This window comes from Cupriavidus consociatus, from assembly GCF_017814975.1.
Classification (GTDB): domain Bacteria; phylum Pseudomonadota; class Gammaproteobacteria; order Burkholderiales; family Burkholderiaceae; genus Cupriavidus; species Cupriavidus consociatus.
Genome location: NZ_JAGIQA010000007.1, coordinates 126,359 through 144,039, shown reverse-complemented (window position 1 = coordinate 144,039; position 17,681 = coordinate 126,359). Strand labels below are relative to the sequence as shown.

At 68.1% G+C, this 17,681-nt stretch carries 17 protein-coding genes; 9 read left to right on the top strand and 8 right to left on the bottom strand.

Translation table 11 applies throughout. The annotated features are described in order from the left end of the window. Window positions 1-11 precede the first annotated feature (11 nt). Window positions 12-1,001, top strand: coding sequence for an NAD(P)H-dependent flavin oxidoreductase (locus tag J8I82_RS12080; RefSeq protein ID WP_209757624.1), 990 nt, complete (start codon window positions 12-14; stop codon window positions 999-1,001). Between the two features lie 41 nt (window positions 1,002-1,042). Here J8I82_RS12080 and J8I82_RS12075 read toward each other — a convergent pair whose 3' ends face one another. Genes J8I82_RS12075 through J8I82_RS12060 form a run of 4 tightly spaced genes read right to left on the bottom strand, consistent with a single transcriptional unit; the run spans window position 1,043 to window position 5,060 of the window. After that, window positions 1,043-2,128: a vWA domain-containing protein gene (locus J8I82_RS12075; RefSeq protein ID WP_209757622.1), complete on the bottom strand. Its 1,086-nt coding sequence runs from the start codon at window positions 2,126-2,128 to the stop codon at window positions 1,043-1,045. Beyond that, window positions 2,125-3,132, bottom strand: coding sequence for a DUF58 domain-containing protein (locus tag J8I82_RS12070; protein ID WP_209757620.1), 1,008 nt, complete (start codon window positions 3,130-3,132; stop codon window positions 2,125-2,127). The genes J8I82_RS12075 and J8I82_RS12070 overlap by 4 nt, the downstream gene beginning before the upstream one ends. Continuing rightward, on the bottom strand, window positions 3,110-4,123 hold the full coding sequence (locus tag J8I82_RS12065) for an AAA family ATPase (protein WP_209757618.1): 1,014 nt from the start codon (window positions 4,121-4,123) through the stop codon (window positions 3,110-3,112). The genes J8I82_RS12070 and J8I82_RS12065 overlap by 23 nt, the downstream gene beginning before the upstream one ends. A 13-nt stretch (window positions 4,124-4,136) precedes the next feature. Further along, window positions 4,137-5,060, bottom strand: a complete 924-nt coding sequence (locus J8I82_RS12060; protein ID WP_209757616.1) for a trypsin-like peptidase domain-containing protein — start codon at window positions 5,058-5,060, stop codon at window positions 4,137-4,139. Window positions 5,061-5,134: 74 nt separating this feature from the next. Here J8I82_RS12060 and J8I82_RS12055 point away from each other — a divergent pair, with 74 nt between their 5' ends. Continuing rightward, window positions 5,135-6,196, top strand: coding sequence for a VWA domain-containing protein (locus J8I82_RS12055; protein WP_209757614.1), 1,062 nt, complete (start codon window positions 5,135-5,137; stop codon window positions 6,194-6,196). A gap of 193 nt (window positions 6,197-6,389) precedes the next feature. Then, window positions 6,390-7,691 carry a UDP-N-acetylglucosamine 1-carboxyvinyltransferase gene (locus J8I82_RS12050; protein WP_209757606.1) on the top strand — a complete coding sequence of 434 codons (1,302 nt, stop codon included), beginning with the start codon at window positions 6,390-6,392 and terminating at the stop codon, window positions 7,689-7,691. Window positions 7,692-7,780: 89 nt separating this feature from the next. Here J8I82_RS12050 and J8I82_RS12045 read toward each other — a convergent pair whose 3' ends face one another. The 3 genes from J8I82_RS12045 to J8I82_RS12035 all read right to left on the bottom strand — a co-directional run bounded on the left by J8I82_RS12045 (window position 7,781) and on the right by J8I82_RS12035 (window position 10,044). Continuing rightward, on the bottom strand, window positions 7,781-8,548 hold the full coding sequence (locus tag J8I82_RS12045; protein ID WP_284183056.1) for a MipA/OmpV family protein: 768 nt from the start codon (window positions 8,546-8,548) through the stop codon (window positions 7,781-7,783). A 146-nt stretch (window positions 8,549-8,694) separates the two neighbouring features. Next, on the bottom strand, window positions 8,695-9,135 hold the full coding sequence (locus J8I82_RS12040) for a DUF2231 domain-containing protein (RefSeq protein WP_209757604.1): 441 nt from the start codon (window positions 9,133-9,135) through the stop codon (window positions 8,695-8,697). A 456-nt stretch (window positions 9,136-9,591) separates the two neighbouring features. Further along, entirely contained in the window at window positions 9,592-10,044 is a 453-nt protein-coding gene (locus tag J8I82_RS12035; protein WP_209757602.1) for a cupin domain-containing protein, read from the bottom strand. A gap of 460 nt (window positions 10,045-10,504) precedes the next feature. On the opposite strand from J8I82_RS12035, the gene J8I82_RS12030 reads away from it, so the two are divergent. From J8I82_RS12030 to J8I82_RS12020, 3 genes are read left to right on the top strand one after another with little or no spacing between them, the layout of a single operon-like run. Beyond that, window positions 10,505-10,984 carry a carboxymuconolactone decarboxylase family protein gene (locus J8I82_RS12030; RefSeq protein ID WP_209757600.1) on the top strand — a complete coding sequence of 160 codons (480 nt, stop codon included), beginning with the start codon at window positions 10,505-10,507 and terminating at the stop codon, window positions 10,982-10,984. Between the two features lie 5 nt (window positions 10,985-10,989). Then, window positions 10,990-11,400 carry a cupin domain-containing protein gene (locus J8I82_RS12025; RefSeq protein ID WP_209757598.1) on the top strand — a complete coding sequence of 137 codons (411 nt, stop codon included), beginning with the start codon at window positions 10,990-10,992 and terminating at the stop codon, window positions 11,398-11,400. 53 nt (window positions 11,401-11,453) lie between these two features. Continuing rightward, window positions 11,454-11,654 carry a hypothetical protein gene (locus J8I82_RS12020; RefSeq protein WP_209757596.1) on the top strand — a complete coding sequence of 67 codons (201 nt, stop codon included), beginning with the start codon at window positions 11,454-11,456 and terminating at the stop codon, window positions 11,652-11,654. A gap of 76 nt (window positions 11,655-11,730) precedes the next feature. Here the strand turns inward: J8I82_RS12020 and J8I82_RS12015 are convergent, their stop codons facing one another. Further along, on the bottom strand, window positions 11,731-12,666 hold the full coding sequence (locus tag J8I82_RS12015; RefSeq protein ID WP_209757594.1) for a LysR substrate-binding domain-containing protein: 936 nt from the start codon (window positions 12,664-12,666) through the stop codon (window positions 11,731-11,733). A gap of 115 nt (window positions 12,667-12,781) precedes the next feature. Between J8I82_RS12015 and J8I82_RS12010 the strand changes: the two genes are divergently transcribed. The 3 genes from J8I82_RS12010 (at window position 12,782) to J8I82_RS12000 (ending at window position 17,676) form a co-directional block, all read left to right on the top strand. Beyond that, complete coding sequence (locus J8I82_RS12010) at window positions 12,782-16,360, top strand: indolepyruvate ferredoxin oxidoreductase family protein (protein WP_209757592.1); 3,579 nt, start codon at window positions 12,782-12,784, stop codon at window positions 16,358-16,360. A gap of 98 nt (window positions 16,361-16,458) precedes the next feature. Next, window positions 16,459-16,800, top strand: coding sequence for a hypothetical protein (locus tag J8I82_RS12005; RefSeq protein WP_209757590.1), 342 nt, complete (start codon window positions 16,459-16,461; stop codon window positions 16,798-16,800). Between the two features lie 258 nt (window positions 16,801-17,058). After that, window positions 17,059-17,676 carry a TetR/AcrR family transcriptional regulator gene (locus tag J8I82_RS12000; RefSeq protein ID WP_209757588.1) on the top strand — a complete coding sequence of 206 codons (618 nt, stop codon included), beginning with the start codon at window positions 17,059-17,061 and terminating at the stop codon, window positions 17,674-17,676. Window positions 17,677-17,681: the final 5 nt, after the last annotated feature.

Below are 17,681 nucleotides of genomic sequence, written 5' to 3'. Positions count from 1 at the left end.
CCTGCATCGCTATGACTGCCATCTCTGAATTCGGCCAGCGCCTGCCGCCATCGATCACCCGGCGCCTGTCGCTGCCGCTGATCGCCGCGCCCATGTTCCGCGTGTCGGGACCGGACCTCGTGCTGGCCGCATGCCGTGCCGGGGTGATCGGCTCGTTCCCCACGGCCAACTGCCGCTCGACCGAGGAACTCGACGCGTGGATGACGCGCTTCGGCGCTGAGCTGACGCCCGACGACGCGCCGGTCTGCCCCAACCTGATCATGCGCCGCGAGGCCCTGCAGCAGGAGCTGGACTGCCTGCTGCGGCACCGGGTCGAAATGGTCATCACCAGCGTGGGCGCCCCCGATGCGGTGGTCGGCCCGCTGCACGAGATCGGCTGCCTGGTGCTGGCCGACGTGGCTTCGGTGCGGCATGCGCGCAAGGCGGTGGCGGCCGGCGCCGACGGCCTGATCCTGCTGACCGCTGGCGCGGGCGGGCAGACCGGGTGGGCCAATGGCTTCGCCTTCGTGCGCGCGGTGCGGCAATTCTTCGACGGGCCGGTGGTGCTGGCCGGAGGTGTCTCCGACGGCGTAGGCCTGTTGTCGGCGCAGGTGCTTGGCTGCGACCTCGCCTACATGGGCACCCGGTTCATCGCCACGCGCGAAAGCATGGCCGCCGACGGGTACAAGGACATGCTGGTCAGCAGCGAGCTGGACGACGTGATGCTGTCGCGTGCCTTCACCGGGCTGGAGACCAACACGCTGCGTCCGTCGATCATCGCCAGCGGCCTCGACCCGGCCAACCTGCCCACCGACATGACCCAGGAGCGCGCCGATGCGCTCTACGGCAGCCAGGGCTCGGCCGGCATCAGGCGCTGGCGCGATATCTGGAGCGCGGGGCACTCGGTGTCGGGTGTCGCGCAGGTGGAGCCGGTGGCGGAACTGGTGGCGCGCACGCGGCGCGAATTCGACGCGGCGCGCGCCGCGGCATGCCGGGCACTGGCACCGGAGCCTTGCGCCTGACCAGCAGGCCTGACGCGCAGCGCCTGGCGCAAGCCGCCGCACTACATCACCCGGCCGAACCACCACAGCGACAGCAGTCCCGCCATCGCCGCCAGCAGCGCGCCCAGCGCGGTGAAGAACGCGGTGACCTCCACCTGGTCGCGCTTGTCGAAGGCCAGCTTCGCATTGAGCGCGCTGTACACCTTCTTCAGCTGGGCCGTGTCTTCCAGCCGGAAGTACTCGGCGCCGGTGGCGTTGGCGACCTGCTTCAGCACCTTTTCGTCCAGCCTGACGCGGGCCGACATGCCGTCGACCGACAGCACCACGCCCTCTGGCGTGCCGACGCCCACGGTATAGACGCGCACGCCGTAGGTGGCGGCCAGCTCCGCGGCCTGCAGCGCGCCCGGGCCGGCGTTGCTCTCGCCGTCGGAGAACACCACGATCGCGCCCGCGCCGTACGAGCCGGGCGTGACGGGCTCCGAATCGCTGTCGCCGGCGGACGAGGAAGCGCTGCCCCGGAGCGCCGGCTTCTTCGGCTGCGGGGTGTCGTCGTTCATCAGGCGTTCGGCGTCGTTGGTGGCCTGCGGCAGCAGCTCAGTCAGCGCGATCAGCAGGCCATTGCCCAGCGCCGTGCCGCCCTGCGGCTTCAGGCGCTCGATGGCGGCAGCCACGTCGTCCTTGCTGCGGCTCGGGGCCTGCGCCACGGCCGCGGTGCCCGCCATCGCCACCACGCCGACGCTGACGCTGGCGGGCTGGTCTTCGAGCAAGACCCGGGCGGCCTGCTGCGCCGCGCGGATGCGGGTGGGCTTGATATCCTGCGCGCGCATGCTTCCGGAGAGGTCGATCACCAAAATCACGGTCTTGATGCGCGAGGGCAGCGTCAGCAGGGCCTGGGGCCGGGCGATGGCGACCAGCAGCGCCGTCAGCGCCAGCAGCGTCAGGGCCGGTGCCACATGGCGGCGCCAGCCCGCGCCGCCGCGCAGGGGCACGCCGACAGACTTCAGCGCGGGATAGTGCACGGTCGCACGCCGGCGGCGCGCGTCCAGCCACAGGTAGCCGCCCGCCAGCACCAGCACGGCCGCGAGCCCCCACAGCATGCTCGGCCACAGGAAGCTGAAGACGGGCAGGCGGGTTATCGTGTCGGTCATGCCGCCCCCCTGGCGGTGCCTTGCCGGTGGCGCCGCTGGCGCGTGAAACTCAGCAGCGCCAGGTCCAGCCGGGCGTAGGTCGACAGCGTCAGGCATTGCACGCCGGCGCGCGCGAAGGCCTGGTGCAGCTCGGCCTCGCGCGCCCCGGCGGCCGCGGCGAAGCGCTTGCGGAAAGCCGGGTCATGCGTGTCGACGAAGATCTGCTCGGCGCTCTCGGCATCCTGCAGCACGACCAGGCCCAGGTCGGGCAGGGCCAGTTCGAGCGGATCGACCAGCCGCACCGCGACCACTTCGTGGCGCCGCGCCAGCATGCCGAGCGATGCCTGCCAGCCCGTCGCGCTGATGAAGTCGGACACGACGAACACCACCGAGCGCCGCCTGGCTACCAGGCGTGCCTGCTCCAGCAGGTCGCGCAGGCGGGTCTCGCCAGGGCAGGCCGGCGGCGTGGCATGCATGCGGTCGAGCACGTGCAGCAGCTGGCGCCTGCCCGAACGCGCCGGGATCACGGTCGCAGCCTTGCCGGTGGCGCCGCCATAGAGCACGGCGCCGACGCGGTTGCCGTAGCGCGTCAGCAGCAGCGCCATCACCGTGGTGAAGTCGGTGAGCAGGTCGCGCTTGCGCACCGCGCCCGAGCCGAATTCGACCGACCCGCTCAGGTCCAGCACGAACCACGCGGAGACATCACGGTCTTCCTGGAACTCGCGCACGTGCGGGGTTTGCAGCCGCGCGGTCACGTTCCAGTCGATATGGCGCACGTCGTCGCCGGGGCGGTATTCGCGCAGGTCGGCCAGGTCCAGCCCGAAGCCGCGGAACAGCGTGCGGTAGTCGCCCTGCAGCAGCCCGTCGAGGCGGCGCACCACGGTCCATTCGAGCCGGCGCAGCAGCGCCTCGGTCTGCTTCGACCCGACCGCGGCCACTGCCGCGTTGGCGGCCGCGGGGGCCGCGGAGGCCTTCGCGGCGGCCTCCGCCTGCCGGCGGCGCCTAGCGCTCAGCCGCCCGAACATGGGATTCCAGCGGCCGCTCGGGGACCGGCTGTGCCTGCAGGATGCGGCCGATCAGCTGGTCGGCCGTGACGCCATCGGACATGGCCTCGTAAGACAGCGCCAGGCGGTGGCGCAAGACGTCGGGCACCAGGTCGGCCACGTCTTCCGGCAGCGCATAGTGCCGGCCGCGCAGGAAGGCCAGCGCGCGTGCGCCTTCAATCAGGCCGATGGTGGCGCGCGGGCTGGCACCGAAAGCGATGTAGCGGTCCATGTCCTCGACGCCGTAGCTGCCGGGCTTGCGCGTGGCCGCGACCACGCGCACCGCGTACTGGATCAGCGCGGGATCGACATAGACCTTGCGGCACGCCTCCTGCAGCTCGGCCAGGTGCTCGGGCGTGGCGACCGCGCCCACGTTGATGCGCGGGCCGGTGACGCGATTGACGATCACGACTTCTTCTTCTTCGCTCGGGTAGCCCACCAGCACCTTCATCATGAAGCGGTCGACCTGCGCCTCGGGCAGCGGATAGGTGCCTTCGGTCTCGATCGGGTTCTGCGTGGCCATGACCAGGAAGGGCGAAGGCACGCGGTGCGTCTCGCCGGCGATGGTGACTTGTTTCTCCTGCATGACTTCGAGCAGCGCACTCTGCACCTTGGCCGGCGCGCGGTTGATCTCGTCGGCCAGCAGCAGGTTGGCGAAGACCGGGCCGCGCACGGTGGAAAATTCTCCGGTGCCCTGGTTATACATGCGCGTGCCGATCAGGTCGGCGGGCAACAGGTCGGGCGTGAACTGGATGCGCTTGAACGTGCCGCTCATGGTCCGCGCCAGCGTGTTGACCGTCAGCGTCTTGGCCAGCCCCGGCACGCCTTCGACCAGCAGGTGCCCGCCGGCGAGCATCGCCACCAGCACACGTTCGAGAAAGTGGTCCTGGCCAACGACCACGCGCTTCACCTCGTACAGCAGGCGTTCCATCAAGTCTGCGCTGTCCGCAGCGTCCCTGGCTTGGTCGTTCATAGGCCCCCACGTTTCAGAAAGGAGAAGATCCGATGGCAACGCCGGCGCTCTCGATGGTGACGGCAAAGCCGATACCGAGGAAAGTGCCGCTCTGGTTAGGGTTGAGGATGGCGGTGACGATGCCGATCACTTCGCCGTCCATGTTCACCAGCGGCCCGCCCGAATTGCCCGGGTTGGCGGCTGCGTCGAACTGGATGAGCTTGTCCAGGCTCTGCTTGCGGTCGGGCGAGACGAAATGGCGGTCGAGCCCGGAAACCACGCCGGCCGACACCGACGGTCCGATGCCGAAGGGGAAGCCGACCGCCACGACTTCGCTGCCGGGCGCCAGTTCACGGCTGGAGCCGAGTGTCGCCGCCGGCAGGTCGTCGGGAATGGACTTGGGCCGTAGCACGGCAAGGTCTTTTTCGGGGATGGCCTGCACCACGGTGGCTTCGGCCATGTGGCCATCGTGGAACCTGACCTCCAGCCGCTTGGCATCGGCGACGACGTGGTAGCTGGTCAGCACCATGCCGGTTTCGGTCACGACCACGCCCGAGCCGATGTGGCGCGCTTCGCGCTTGCCGCCGGCCGGATCCTTGCCGGCGGGCGGTTCGCGCCTGGCAAGCTCGTCCTGTGGCGCAGGCTGCGAGGCTGGCGACGATTTGCGGCGTGTGGCAGGGGGATCACGCTTGGCCTTCGGCGCCGAGGCCGCTTCCACGGGATCGTCTTCCAGCGTGTAGCTGCGGATCTCGACCACCGATTCGCGGACCGCCTCGGCCGCCCTGGCGGTGCGCGACGGCAGGCTCTTGGTCTGCAGCGTGTGCAGCACCGCGGCGTCGATGTCTGCCTGCTTGAGCACGCGGGCTGGCGTCTGCGACCGCAGGGCGATGGCCGTGCCCGCTGCGATGACCACGACGACCGCCGCCGAGACCAGCCCGTAGATCGTCACCCGTTTCATCGCAGCCCCCCAGGTCCCGTCCCGCCTTAAAAAATACAGTACCATCCTCTTAACCACGCGCCAAGGAGCAGGGCATGCAGTTTCTCTGGCCGCAGATGCTCTGGTTGCTGCTGGCGCTCCCGGTGCTGGCAGCTGCCTACCTGTACCTGCTCGCGCGGCGCAAGAAATCCGCCCTGCTGTATGCCAGCCTTGCGCTGCCCCGCGCCGCGCTCGGCCCGCGCCAACGCCTGCGGCGTCACCTCCCTCCATTGCTGTTCCTGGTCGCGCTGGGCGCGGCGCTGCTGGCGTGCGCGCGACCCACCGCAACGGTCACCCTGCCGTCAGACACCATCACGCTGGTGCTGGCCATGGACACCTCGCGCAGCATGGAGGCCACCGATGTGCCGCCCACGCGCATCGCCGCGGCGCAGCAGGCCGCGCGTGACCTGATCGTGGGACTTCCGGCCAGCGTGCGGCTCGGCATCGTCTCCTTCGCCGCCACCGCAACCGTGGTGCTGCCGCCGACCAGCAACCGCCAGGACATGCTCGACGCGCTGGATCGGGTCCAGCTGCAGCGCGGCACCGCCACCGGCAGCGGACTGATCCAGGCACTGGCGGTGCTGTTTCCCGACGACGGCATCGACCTGGAGGCGATTCTCTTCAGCGACAGCGCGACCCTGTTCGGCCGCGCGCCCTCGCTCGACGAGGCTGCTGCCGCGGAGGCCGCGCGCAAGCGCGAGCAGGCGCGCCAGCCGATGCAGCCGGGCGCATACCGGCATGGTGCGGTGATCCTGCTCAGCGACGGCCGCCGCACCACCGGCCCGGACCCGATCGACGCCGCGCGCATGGCGGCCGAGCGCGGCGTGCGCGTCTATACCGTGGGCTTCGGTTCGCCCCAGGGCGGCGGCGTGCCGGAGTCGAGCCTCGCGTACTTCATGCAACTCGACGAACCAGCCCTGCGCGCGGTGGCGACGCTGACGGGCGGCGAGTACTTCCAGGCGGGATCGGCCGCCGACCTGACCAAGGTCTATCGCCAGCTCAGCGCCCGTTTTGCGCTGGAACGCCGGGAAACCGAGCTGAGTGCGCTGTTGTCGGCGGCGGCGGTGCTGCTGCTGGTGCTGGCATCCGCGCTGTCGCTGCTGTGGTTCCGGCGCTGACCGGCGCGGACAAGCGCAGGCTGCGTCACGCCGTGACGGGGGTAGGGGTCAGTAAGGGCCAGTAAGGGTCATCTCATAGCCGGCGGGGCCGGCGGCGTTTTTCTGCGCGAGCCGGCGCGGCGCCCGGGGACAGTACAATGCCGGACGCTTGTTTTACCGGATCTGCCTTTTCCGCCACCCGACCGCTTCGCCCATGTCCAATCTCATCGTCCACGGTGGCACGCCCCTGCGCGGCCGCATCATCCCTTCGGCCAACAAGAATGCAGTGCTGCCGGTGCTTTGCGCCACGCTGCTGACCGACCAGCCGCTGCGCCTGCACGGCGTGCCGGACATCACCGATGTCCGCAAGATCCTCGATATTTTCCGCATGCTGGGCAGTGATGTCCGTCTCGATGAAGCGACCGGCACGCTCGACCTGCACCACCGCGACACCATCTTCGACGCGGCCACGCACCGCCTGCCGGAAGAAATGCGCTCGTCGATCATGCTGGTGCCGCCGCTGCTGGCCCGCTTCGGCGTGGCGCGGCTGGAAGACAACGTCAAGGGCTGCACGCTGGGCGTGCGCGAAATCGACCCGCACGTCGACATCTTCCGCTCGTTCGGCGGCGCAGTGGAGCGCGCCAGCGGCTCGCTGCTGGTGCGCAGCGGCGGCCCGCTGAAGCCCACGCACCACTGGCTCGACTATGCCTCGGTCACCACCACCGAGAACTTCGTGCTGTGCGCGGCCGCCGCCGAAGGCGAATCGACGCTGACCAATGCCGCGTCCGAGCCGCATGTGCAGGAGTTCTGCCGCTTCATGCAGATGATTGGCGCCGACATCGACGGCATCGGCACCTCGCGGCTGACCGTGCGCGGCGGTGGCCGGCTGCGCGGGGGCGAGTTCACCTTCGAGGAAGATTTCCACGAAATCACCACTTTCCTCGCACTGGGCGCGATCACCGGCGGTGACGTGGTGGTGCGCAACAGCACGCCGGACAATTTTCCGCTGATCGACCGCACCTTTGCCAAGTTTGGTGTGCAGGTGGTGCATGAGGGCGGCTGGTCGCGCGCGCTGCTGCAGGGGCCGCTGAAGGTGCAGACGCCTTTCACCAGCAATGTGCTGACCAAAGTGGAAGCCGCGCCGTGGCCGTACTTCCCGGTCGACCTGCTGCCGATCTTTATCGCGCTTGGCGTGCGTGCGCAGGGCAATGCGATGTTCTGGAACAAGATCTACGACGGCGCGCTCGGCTGGACCGGCGAGCTGTCGAAGTTCGGCGCGCATGTGTTCCAGTCGGACCCGCACCGGCTGATCACCTTCGGCGGCAACCCGCTGACCCCGGCGGTGGTGGAAAGCCCGTACATCATCCGCGTCGCGATCGCGCTGTTCATGGTCGCGGCCAGCATCGAAGGCCGCTCGGAAATCCGCAACGCCACGCCGATCCGGCGCGCGCATCCGCGTTTTGTCGAGAACCTGCGCAGCCTCGGCGTTCATGTCGAGTGGACCAGCGAGGAATGATTCAAAGCTCCGCCGGCAGCGCATCGCGTTGCCGGCATCGTCGATCGTCACATTGACTTCGCATGCGCCGGTGTGCCGGGTTTGGCGCGCTATTCCCGGCTGGGAACCCGCGTCGCCGATTCGCCGAAGATCCAGGTCAGTGCCACGCCGGCCGCGAGCGCGTCCTTTTGCCGGACCAGCGGGCTGTTTTCGAAGGTCGCGCCGTCGAGCCGGTCATAGCGCATGAACGCACCCAGCCAGACGTGGCGGAAGCGGTGCGACAGCGTTGCCGTCGCCATGCTGCCGGCGTAGCCGCCATGGGCCACGTAGGCCGGGCGCGTCGCGGTCGCGAACTGCGCGTCGACCGCATAGAAGTACTGGTTGTAGCGTGCGGTAGCGAACAGCGGCCCGGCCGTGACGCCCAGGTTCCAGCCCGCGAAGCCGCCCACGTCGGCGATATCGAGATGCAGGTTCGGCGAGAAGATCCAGCCGATTGCGCGGGGCGACGATTCCACTGTCAATGCCAGCCGCACCGGCAGCCGCAGATCGAGGCGGGTGCGGTCCGAGCCGGAGTGCCATAGCGTCAGGTTCAGCGAGGGGCCGATTTCCACCGCGGTCTTCAGGTCGGGCATGCCGCGGCGCGCTTCATCGTCGCCGCTCTTCACCGGCAGGGAGAGTCCCAGGCTGACGTTGAGTTCGACACGGTCGCTGTCGAACAGCTTGCCGCGCACGCCATTGCGGTCGGCGCGCAGGTGCTCGCCACGGTAGATGAAATAGGGCACGGGAAACAGCAGGCTGGCGCGTTGGTCCGAGCCGCGGTAATGCGGCAAGGTAATGCCGCCGAAACCAAGGCCGATTTCCCAAAGCGGACGTTCCACCTCATCGAGGTCCTGTGCCGCGCAGGTCGTGCCGAATGCCGCGGCGGCGAGCGCCAGGGTGCCGCACTGCCTGCGGCGCCGCAAACCGTACCGGGGAGATTGCACGCCGTGCAAGATTTACACGCCCGCCACGCCGCGCCCAATTTTCAGCGGACCGGGTCAGGCGGCGTCACCACGCCGACGCCATGCACATGCACCATCTTTCCGCCCAGCCAGCCTGAAACAAGGAGCAGCCCGATCGACACGGCCGACAACAGGACGGCCAGCGTGTCCGTCCCGCGCATGCGCAGCCAGGCGTTGACGACATAGAGTGCCACCACGGTGAGGTTGATGCCCATGTGCATCAAGGCAATGCGGCGCAGGCCGCCGCGCAGCGAGAGCAGGTCGATCAGGCCCGGCAAGGCGGCCAGCAGCGCGCCGATAATGCCGCCGACGAGGCTGTAGAGCGCGACCACGCCCCAGTTGGGACTGGTGCCGCCGAAATAGCGAATCAGGTCGCAGGCGAAGGAAAGGATCCAGAGACCGATGGGGATGGCGACCAGCATCGGATGAATCGGGTGTTTGGCAATACTGGCAGGTGTGCGCACGGCGACTCTCCTCTGCAGGCCGATGGTTAGCAGGGCAGCTGCAAGAGCTGTACCACTCGCGCGCGGCCTGGGGAGCTTTCATCATTCGATATGCGGCCGATGCAAAGAAGGAGCGCAAGCGCGAGACCGACGCGCTGGCAGTGGCATGAGGCAAACACAAAAGAGCCGCCAAGCGGCGGCCCCGTCACGAGCGGTCGTTTTCCCGGCGGTTCCAGCCGGGCGGATAAAGCGGATGACGCAACGCGGCATACACCAGAACCACGGTTGCCACGGCGGTTATCCAGTCAAGCAGGTCCATAACCCTCCTCGCGGCCCCCGGCGACTGGCATGCGCGGGGGAATGCTTTCACCATAGTCGAGCCATGGGGGCAAGGGAACCAAGGTATGCGCAGAACCATATGCCCCCGGCGAGGGATCTGGCCGAGGTCGGTGCAAATTAGCAGCGGGGTCGGTGGTATCAGTGTTCAGGTAGCGGCACGGTCACGCCACACGCCTGCGCCACGGCCAGCAGTTTTTCGAAGTCCGGCGGGCCGGGTGGGATCTCTTCATCCAGCTGCGTGAACAGGCGCGAGGCGTTGCCGTTGTGGCTGGTGACCGAAACCATTTCGCCGCCCCCGGCGCCGAAACGGAAGTAGTGCACCGTACCCGCCGGCACATGGACAAAGGTGCCGGCAACCGCCTGGAAGACCTGCCCGCCGTAGCCGATCTCGATCGTCCCTCTGGTCACGAAGAACGATTCATCCCAGTCATGGCAGTGCGGCGGCGGACCGGTGCCTTCGTCGCCTTGCTGCAGGAAGACTTCGTAGCCCTGCGTGGCGGCGTTGGAAGCGAGCACGGTGATCTTTTCCCCGACCACGTTGAGCGCGCGGGCATACGTGTCCGGCGTGACCACAAAGGGTTCTGGCTTCATGATTCGCGCCTCCGTCTGTCGGGATCCGGATCCGGGAATGGCAGCGGCGTCCGTGCCGTGTGCCGTGGTGTCAGCCTATTCTAGGCGCGGCCGACGGGCTGGCCTAGTCCGGAATGCCGCACGCATGCCTCCGCAGTCAGGGTTGCCGCAGCAGGGCAGTGACCCCGATGCGCGCCTTGCCATGGTGCCGTGCCGGCGCGATCGTTCGGCAGTCTTGGAAGCTGCGTGCAAGCGCTGGGGGCTGCTCAACCGGACGGAAGCAACTAAGCTGCGTTCGCAGCAATTTCCCGCGTCGCACGCGCGCTCCATGCCCGGCGCGAGACGGACGCAGTGCCGGCCCGAGCCGGCATGACTTTGAACTGGCGCCGGCGATGCCGGCCAGCTAGGCTTTTGTTGCAGGCGGCGCCGCGCCGCGAAGGGGCCACCAAGGCACCGCAATACCAATCGAGCAGGAGATACCATGACGCAACGCATCAACTACATCAAGCAATCCCCCGAGCTGTTCAAGAAGTACCTGGAATTCTCCACGCTGCTCGACAACAGCGCGATCGAGGCGTCGATCCGCGACCTCGTCGAGGTCCGTGCCTCGCAGCTCAACGGCTGCGGCTTCTGCCTCGACATGCACGTCAAGCAGGCCCGTATCCACGGCGAGCGCGAGCTGCGCCTGCACCATGTGGCGATCTGGCGCGAATCGACGCTGTTCCAGCCGCGCGAACGCGCCGCGCTGGCATGGACCGAAGTACTGACGAACCTCCCGGCGCAGGGCGTGCCCGACGACGTCTATGAGCGCGTGCGCGAACATCTGTCCGAGAAGGAACTGTCCGACCTGACCTTCCTGGTCATGTCCATCAACGGCTGGAACCGCGTGAACGTGGCCTTCCGTACCGTGCCGGGTTCTTCCGACAAAGCCTACGGCCTCGACAAGGCCAACCTGGAATAGCCATCATGAAACGCGCCCGACAATACGGCATCGCCGCGCTGATGCTCAGCGGCCTGCTGGCCGTGCAGCCGGCGGTGGCGGCACCCCCGGAAGCCAAGGTCACGCTGCTGACGACCGAGCCCTTGCCGCAATACCCCGGCAAGGAAGTGCAGATCATCATGGTGGAATACCCGCCAGGCGGTGCCGACCCGATCCATCGCCACGATGCGCATGGGTTTATCTATGTGCTGGAAGGGACCATCGTGATGGGCGTCAGGGGCGGCAAGGAAGTCACGCTGACCCCTGGCCAGACCTGGCACGAGGGCCCTGACGATATCCATTCGGTGGGGCGCAATGCCAGCAACACCCAGCCGGCGAAGTTCCTCGTGATGCTGCTGAAGAACAAGGGGGCGCCGATCCTGACGCCGGTGAAGTAGTGCGGCGCTGCGCAGTAAGTACGAAGGGGCGTGTGCCCCTCTTGTACTGCTCCATGTCCCAGACGACCTTGCCTGAAGCGCCAGGGCCTGGCTGGCTGGGCGTGCTGCAAGCGGCGGCAAGCATGAGCAAGCCCGCCGCGGCCACGGACATCAGTCGTGCCTTTATCGCATCTCCTCGCCTTGTCCATTCCCATTCCATGAAGGTAAGGCAAAGGCTCATCAAGGCGCGGCAATGGCTGGGTGAAGTTTTTTAGCAGCTGCGCTAATTTCTTTTTGGCGGTAGCCCTCTGGAGCTTGACAATACGGTGATTTGCGCACTTCGATGGCGCTTCAGCTGCCGCACGCATGGATCAGGAACTCCCGCAGCGCATCGGCCGGCTTGCCCAGCCTGCGCCCCGGCTGCCACAGCATGCCGACCTCCATGTCCGGCACCGCGTTGGCGATCGGCCGGGCTTCGATTTGCTTGCCCTCCAGCGACCACGGCCGGTACACCATGTCGGACAGCACGGTGACGCCGAAGCCGTGCGCGACCAGTCCGCGCAGTGCCTCCATCGACCCGGTGCGGAAGGCGATACTGGGCGAGAGCCTCAGGCTGCGCCAGTAGCGCATGGTTGATTCCTCGGCCTCGTCGACCGTGATCAGGATGTATGGGTAGGCCGCGATGTCGCGCAGCGACGGCCGCTCGATTTCCAGCAGCGGATGGCTGGCCGAGGTCCACAGCTGGCGGCGGGAGCGCATCAGCGTGTGGCGCTTGAAGCGCTGCGGCCGTTCCAGGTTGGACAGCAGCGCGATCCCCAGCTCGATCTCGCCCGCCAGCACGGCGCGCTCGATATCCGGCCGGTCCATGTCGAGCAGGTCCAGCTCGATGTCCGGGTAGTTGGTGCGGAAACGCGCCAGCAAGCCCGGCAGGAAGTAGCCGAGCACGGTATAGGAGGCGGCCAGGCGCACGCTGCCTTGCAGGCCGTGCACCTGGAAGCGCGGCTCGCGCAGCGCATCCTCGACCGAATCCAGGATCTGGCGCGCATGCTGGTAGAACAGGTGGCCTTCCGCCGTCAGTGTCACGCCATGCGGGCGCCGCTCGAACAGGCGCACCGCGAGCCGCTGCTCCAGCGCCAGCACGGCATTGGTCACCGCCGACTGCGACACGTGCTCCGCGGTGGCCGCCATCGAGAACTGTCCGGTTTCCGCCGCCGCGACAAAGTAGCGGAACTGCCGCAATGTGATTTCCTTGGCAAGTCTCTCCGGGGCTTCGCGCGCCTTGGCCATGATCGTCTCCGGGATATCCGTTTTGCAGATATCAGGTGTTTGAATTCTTGATTTTACGATAGCCAGCGGGATTCCTACACTGCTCCGGACATCAGAATACAAGCACGGAGACATCGTGAACGCACCCCTACCCCACGCCCTGCTCGACACCCTGGCCAGCGCCAGCCTGGACGACAAGTACACCCTCGACAAAGGCCGCGTCTACATGAGCGGCGTCCAGGCGCTGGTCCGGCTGCCGATGCTGCAGAAGGCGCGCGACCGCGCCGCCGGCCTGAACACGGCCGGCTTTATCTCCGGCTACCGCGGCTCGCCGCTGGGCGGCGTCGACCAGGCGCTGTGGAAGGCCAAGGCGCACCTGGCTGCCAGCGACGTGGTGTTCCAGCCCGGCGTCAACGAGGACCTGGCCGCCACCGCGGTGTGGGGTTCGCAGCAGGTCAACCTGTTCCCCAACGCCTCGCGCGACGGGGTGTTCTCGATGTGGTACGGCAAGGGCCCGGGCGTGGACCGGTCCATCGATGTGCTCAAGCATGCCAATTCCGCCGGCTCGTCGCGCCATGGCGGCGTGCTGCTGCTGGCCGGCGACGACCACGCCGCCAAGTCCTCCACGGTCGCGCACCAGTCCGAGCACGTGCTGCAGGCTGCGGGCATCCCGGTGCTGTACCCGGCCAACGTGCAGGAATACCTCGACTACGGCCTGCATGGCTGGGCCATGAGCCGCTATTCCGGCCTGTGGGTGTCGATGAAGTGCGTCACCGACGTGGTCGAGTCGACCGCCTCGGTCGAGATCGACCCCGACCGCGTGCAGGTGGTGCTGCCGCAAGACTTTGCCATGCCGGCCGGCGGCCTCAATATCCGCTGGCCCGATACCCCGCTGGAACAGGAAGCGCGGCTGCTCGACCACAAGTGGTATGCGGCGCTTGCCTATGTCCGCGCCAACCGCCTGAACCGCGTGGTGCTCGACTCGCCCAATGCGCGCTTCGGCATCATGACCGCCGGCAAGGCTTACCTGGACGTGCGCCAGGCGCTGGCCGACCTCGGCCTCGATGACGAGACCTGTGCCCGCATCGGCATCCGCGTCTACAAGGTAGGCTGCGTGTGGCCGCTGGAGGCCCACGGGGCGCGTGAATTCGCCACCGGCCTGGAAGAAATCCTGGTGGTGGAGGAAAAGCGCCAGATCCTGGAATACGCGCTCAAGGAAGAGCTGTACAACTGGCGCGAGGACGTGCGGCCCAAGGTGTTCGGCAAGTTCGACCAGCGCGGCAACGACGGCGGCGAATGGTCAGTGCCGCGCGGCAACTGGCTGCTGCCGGCGCACTACGAGCTGTCGCCGGCGCTGATCGCCAAGGCCATCGCCCGGCGGCTGGAGCACTTCGACCTGCCGGAAGCCGTGCGCGCCCGCATTGCCGCGCGCGTCGCGGTGATCGAGGCCAAGGAGCGCGAGGCCGCGCAGCCACGCATCTCGGCCGAGCGCAAGCCCTGGTTCTGCTCGGGCTGTCCGCACAACACCTCCACGCGCGTGCCGGAAGGATCGCGCGCGCTGGCCGGCATCGGCTGCCACTACATGACCTTGTGGATGGACCGCAATACCGACACCTTCAGCCAGATGGGCGGCGAAGGGGTGGCGTGGACCGGCCAGATGCATTTCACCGGTGACAAGCACGTGTTCGCCAACCTGGGCGACGGCACGTATTTCCACTCGGGCCTGCTGGCGATCCGCGCCTCGATCGCGGCGAAGGCCAACATCACCTACAAGATCCTGTTCAACGACGCGGTGGCGATGACCGGCGGCCAGCCCATCGACGGCGTGCTGACTGTGCCGCAGATCGCCCACCAGGTTCTGGCCGAGGGCGCGAAGAAGCTGGTCGTCGTCACCGACGAGCCGCAGAAGTATGGTGACGGCAGCATGCTGCCGTCCGGCGTGACCGTGTTCCATCGCGACCAGCTCGATGCCGTGCAGCTGGAGCTGCGCGACACCGAGGGCGTCACCATCCTGATCTACGACCAGACCTGCGCCACCGAGAAGCGCCGGCGCCGCAAGCGCGGCACGTATCCGGATCCGGCAAAGCGCGCCTTTATCAACGATGCGGTCTGCGAAGGCTGCGGCGACTGCTCGGCCAAGTCCAACTGCCTGTCGGTGGAGCCGCTGGAGACCGAACTGGGCACCAAGCGCCGCATCAACCAGTCGTCGTGCAACAAGGATTTCTCCTGCGTCAACGGCTTCTGCCCCAGCTTCGTTACCGCCGAGGGCGCGCAGGTGCGCAAGCCGGCGGCGGCGGGCGGCAAGGGTGCAGGCGCCGATTTCGAGGCGCTGCCGATGCCTTCGCTGCCCGCGCTGGAACGGCCGTACGGTGTGCTGGTGACAGGCGTTGGCGGCACCGGCGTAGTGACCATCGGCGGCCTGCTTGGCATGGCCGCGCACCTGGAGCGCAAGGGTGTCACCGTGCTCGACATGGCGGGCCTGGCGCAGAAGGGCGGGGCGGTGATCAGCCACGTGCAGATCGCACCGGCGCCGCACGACCTGCATGCCACGCGTATCGCCACCGGCGATGCGCGGCTGGTGATCGGCGGCGACGCCATCGTCTCGGCCTCGGCCGAGGTGCTGTCCAAGACCCGGCACGGCGTGACCGCCGCGGTGGTCAACAGCGCCAACACCCCGACCGCCGAGTTCATCAAGAACCCGAAGTGGCAGTTCCCCGGCGCCAGCGCCGAGCAGGACCTGCGCAACAGCGTGGGCGAGGCCAGCGCCTTTATCGACGCCAGCGCCTGGGCGGTGACGCTGCTGGCGGATGCCATCTACTCCAACCCGCTGCTGCTCGGCTTTGCCTGGCAGAAGGGCTGGATCCCGCTGCAGCATGCCAGCCTGCTGCGCGCGATCGAACTCAATGGCGTGTCGGTCGACAAGAACCGGCAGGCCTTTGAATGGGGCCGGTATCTCGCGCACCACGGCGAGGCAGCGGTCAAGGCGCTGCTGCCGAATGCGCCGAGTGCGCCGGCTGCGCAGGTGGTGGCGTTGCCGCAGACCCTCGACACGCTGATCCGCAAGCGCGAGGCAATGCTGACCGACTACCAGAATGCCGCGTACGCCCGGCGCTACCGCGACGCGGTCGAGCGCATCCGCGCCGCCGAGCAGAAGCTGGGCGCCGACCGCAAGCTGCCGCTGACCGAAGCGGTGGCGCGCAACCTGGCCAAGCTGATGGCCTACAAGGACGAGTACGAGGTGGCGCGCCTGTACGCCGATCCGGCGTTCCTCGACAAGCTGCGCGCGCAGTTCGAAGGCGAGCCCGGCCGCGACTACCAGCTCAACTTCTGGCTGGCCCCGCCCACGCTGGCGAATGCGGGCAAGACCGACAGCAAGGGCCATCCCGTGAAGCGCCGCTTCGGCCCGCGCACGCTGACCGCCTTCCGCCTGCTGGCCCGCCTGAAAGGCCTGCGCGGCACCGCGTTCGACGTGTTCGGCAAGACCGCGGAGCGTCGCGCCGAGCGCGCGCTGGTGGCCGACTACCTGGCCATGGTCGACGAGTTCGCCGCCTCGCTGGGCGCCGACAAGCTCGACACCGCGCTGGCGCTGGCAGCGTTGCCCGACGACATCCGCGGCTACGGCCACGTCAAGGAAGCCAGCATGCAGGCTGCGGCCGCGCGCCGCGAAGCCCTGCTGGCGCAGTATCGCGGGGCGGCGCGCCGGGCCGCGGCCTGAGCCTTGCCGGCGTGCAACCGGGGGAAAGCCCGGGCTGGCCGGACCTGACATGGTCCGGCCACAATCGGCTATCCTCCCGGCTGCACCCGGAGACTCACGTGACGCAAGACCCAGCCTTCCACCGCAAGACCGCCACCGACGATGACCTGACGCTGCGCCGCGAAACCATCCGCTGGATGGCCGAGCTGCCCGAAGCCGTCCGTCCGGTAGAGCTCGGGCGTGCCTTTCCCCGGATCATCAATACCATCGCCGCCAAGTGGTTCGATGCGGTCGGGTGCCGGCAGTACCTGAACGGCCTGCAGTTCGATGACCGCGGTGGCCGCCAGGGCTTTTCGTTCGCGATCGTGCAGGAGATCGCCGCGCTGCGCGAGCATTTCGACGCGGTCTATCCGCCGGACCATGATGTCTGGCAGAAGGCCTTCGATGCGGGCCAGCGCTGATCGGGTGCAAGCAGGTGGTAAGCGGGTCTTGGGAACCAGCGGCGCGAACAGCGCCGCGATTCCCGCGGGAACGATGAACGCATGAATCTTCCAGTGCATCCCCCGGGTTCGCGCCGGCGAGCCACCTGCCGATCAGTGGCCCGAGCACGGCGCCGATGCGCCCGAACCGAGCGCGCGGGGCGACGCCGATCCATGACGTAGAATCCGTAGCCGCTACACTGCCGCGGCTTGCTGGCGGTGCCCCAGCACAGTCCCTCCATGCCGAAAGCCAAAGCCACCGTCCCCGACCGCTCCGCCAGCGAGCAGGCGCTCCAGCTCCTGGACGCCGCCACCGAACACGTTCTCGCCAACGGCCTCGGCGACCTGTCGCTGCGCAGCGTCGCCGACGCGCTCGGCACCAGCCACCGCATGCTGATCTACTACTTCGGATCGGCCGATGGTTTCTGGCAGGCCCTGCTGCACCGGATCCGGCATGCCGAGCAGGACGCGCGGCACAACGTGGTGGTCGACGGCATGGACCCGCAGGCTGCGATGGAAGCCGCATGGGAGCGATATGCCGCGCCGTCCTATCTGCCGATCATGCAGCTGCTGTTCGAGATCTACGGCAAGGCCATCCGCGACCGCGAGCGCTTCAGCGGCTTCCTGGAAGACGTGGTCGGCAGCTGGACCACGATGCTGGCGGAACGCTTCCGCCACGACATGGGCCTCACCGAATCCGAGGCGCGGCTGCGCGCCCGCGTCGAACTGGCGACCATGCGCGGCTTGCTGCTCGATCTGGTTACCACAGGCGACCGCAATGGCACCACCGACGCGCTGAAATATTTCGCCAGCATGATGGCCGCGCTGCCCGGCGCCACTCGCAAGACCCGCAAGTAGCCTTC

Excerpts from the sequence above, each read along its gene's own strand:
- J8I82_RS12015 (WP_209757594.1), bottom strand. The coding sequence starts at position 12,666 with ATGGCCAAGGCGCGCGAAGCCCCGGAGAGACTTGCCAAGGAAATCACA.
- J8I82_RS12070 (WP_209757620.1), bottom strand. The coding sequence starts at position 3,132 with ATGTTCGGGCGGCTGAGCGCTAGGCGCCGCCGGCAGGCGGAGGCCGCC.
- J8I82_RS12030 (WP_209757600.1), top strand. The coding sequence starts at position 10,505 with ATGACGCAACGCATCAACTACATCAAGCAATCCCCCGAGCTGTTCAAG.
- J8I82_RS12035 (WP_209757602.1), bottom strand. The coding sequence starts at position 10,044 with ATGAAGCCAGAACCCTTTGTGGTCACGCCGGACACGTATGCCCGCGCG.
- J8I82_RS12065 (WP_209757618.1), bottom strand. The coding sequence starts at position 4,123 with ATGAACGACCAAGCCAGGGACGCTGCGGACAGCGCAGACTTGATGGAA.
- J8I82_RS12055 (WP_209757614.1), top strand. The coding sequence starts at position 5,135 with ATGCAGTTTCTCTGGCCGCAGATGCTCTGGTTGCTGCTGGCGCTCCCG.
- J8I82_RS12000 (WP_209757588.1), top strand. The coding sequence starts at position 17,059 with ATGCCGAAAGCCAAAGCCACCGTCCCCGACCGCTCCGCCAGCGAGCAG.
- J8I82_RS12080 (WP_209757624.1), top strand. The coding sequence starts at position 12 with ATGACTGCCATCTCTGAATTCGGCCAGCGCCTGCCGCCATCGATCACC.
- J8I82_RS12060 (WP_209757616.1), bottom strand. The coding sequence starts at position 5,060 with ATGAAACGGGTGACGATCTACGGGCTGGTCTCGGCGGCGGTCGTCGTG.
- J8I82_RS12075 (WP_209757622.1), bottom strand. The coding sequence starts at position 2,128 with ATGACCGACACGATAACCCGCCTGCCCGTCTTCAGCTTCCTGTGGCCG.
- J8I82_RS12050 (WP_209757606.1), top strand. The coding sequence starts at position 6,390 with ATGTCCAATCTCATCGTCCACGGTGGCACGCCCCTGCGCGGCCGCATC.
- J8I82_RS12020 (WP_209757596.1), top strand. The coding sequence starts at position 11,454 with ATGTCCCAGACGACCTTGCCTGAAGCGCCAGGGCCTGGCTGGCTGGGC.
- J8I82_RS12025 (WP_209757598.1), top strand. The coding sequence starts at position 10,990 with ATGAAACGCGCCCGACAATACGGCATCGCCGCGCTGATGCTCAGCGGC.